Annotated in this window: 1 protein-coding gene; it reads right to left on the bottom strand. The window is 79.5% G+C overall.

Annotated features, from left to right (window positions below; translation table 11 throughout):
* Positions 1-1,139: non-ribosomal peptide synthetase (locus AWW66_RS32240; RefSeq protein ID WP_157528350.1), on the bottom strand; the 1,139-nt coding region annotated here is incomplete at both ends.

The raw sequence follows: 1,139 nt of genomic DNA, 5'->3' as shown, positions 1-1,139 counted from the left end.
CGCGGCGAGCCGCTCGGCGAGGGCGACCGGGGTGGGGGCCTGGAAGACGTCCCGGATGGTGATCTCGACGGCGAGGGCGGACCGGATCCGGTTGACCAGCCGCACGGCGAGCAGCGAGTGCCCGCCGACGCGGAAGAAGTTGTCCTCCGGCCCGACCGGCCGCCCGTCGAGCACCTCGGCGAAGAGGTCCCGCAGCAGCCGCACCCGGGGGTCCGCCGCCGCGCCGGCGGCGCTCGCCGCCTCCGCCGGGGCGGGCAGCGCGGCGGTGTCCAGCCGCCCGTCCGGGGTCAGCGGGAGCGTCGTCAGGATCGCGTACTCCGCCGGGCGCAGGTGCTCCGGCAACGCCTCGGCGGCGTGCCGGCGCAGCTCGGCCACGGTGGGGGCGGCGGGCGGGTCGGCCGGGACGAGGTACGCCACCAGCCGCTCACCGCCCGGCTCGTCGGTGCGGACCACGACGGCGGCCCGCCGGACCCCCGGGTGGGCGGTCAGCACCGTGGTCACCTCGGTCGGGTCGATCCGCGCCCCGCGCAGCACGGTCCCGGCGACGGGCCCGTGCAGGCGCAGGGTGCCGTCGGCGGCCCGGCTGGCGAGCTGACCGGTGCGCAGCATCCGCCCGCCGGCCGGGTCGTACGGGTCGGCGACGAAGACGGCGGCGGTGCCGCCCGGGTGCCCCGGGTACCCGTCGGCCAGGCCGGGGCCGCAGAGGTACAGCTCGCCGACGACCCCGACCGGTACCGGCCGCAGCCGGGCGTCCAGGACGTGGCAGCGCTGGTCGGCCCCGGCGACCGGTACCGGCCGGCCGGGCTGCGGCGCGTCGACCGGGTGACCGAGGGCGTACGCGCCGCTCTCCGGGGTCCCGTACGTGTGCACCAGGCGCAGCCGGGGGTGCTGGCGGCGGACCCGGGCCAGGTGGGTGACCGACGGCGGCGCGCCCCCGGTGGTGACCTGCCGGAGCCGGGCGAGGGTCGCCGGGTGCTCGTCGGCCATCAGCTCGAACAGCCCGGTGGGCAGGTCGAGGGTGGTGACGCCGTGCGCGGCGACCAGGTCGGCCAGCCGGGCCGGGGTGGGGTGGGGCCCGGCCGTCAGGACGCAGGTGCCGCCCGAGGTCAGCGCCGCCCAGAGGCCGGCGGTGAACTCCG

The sequence above is a fragment of the Micromonospora rosaria genome (genome assembly GCF_001567585.1).
Taxonomy (GTDB): Bacteria; Actinomycetota; Actinomycetes; order Mycobacteriales; family Micromonosporaceae; genus Micromonospora; species Micromonospora rosaria.
The sequence above is the reverse complement of the archived record's forward strand: the minus strand, read 5'-3'. Positions and strand labels throughout refer to the sequence as shown.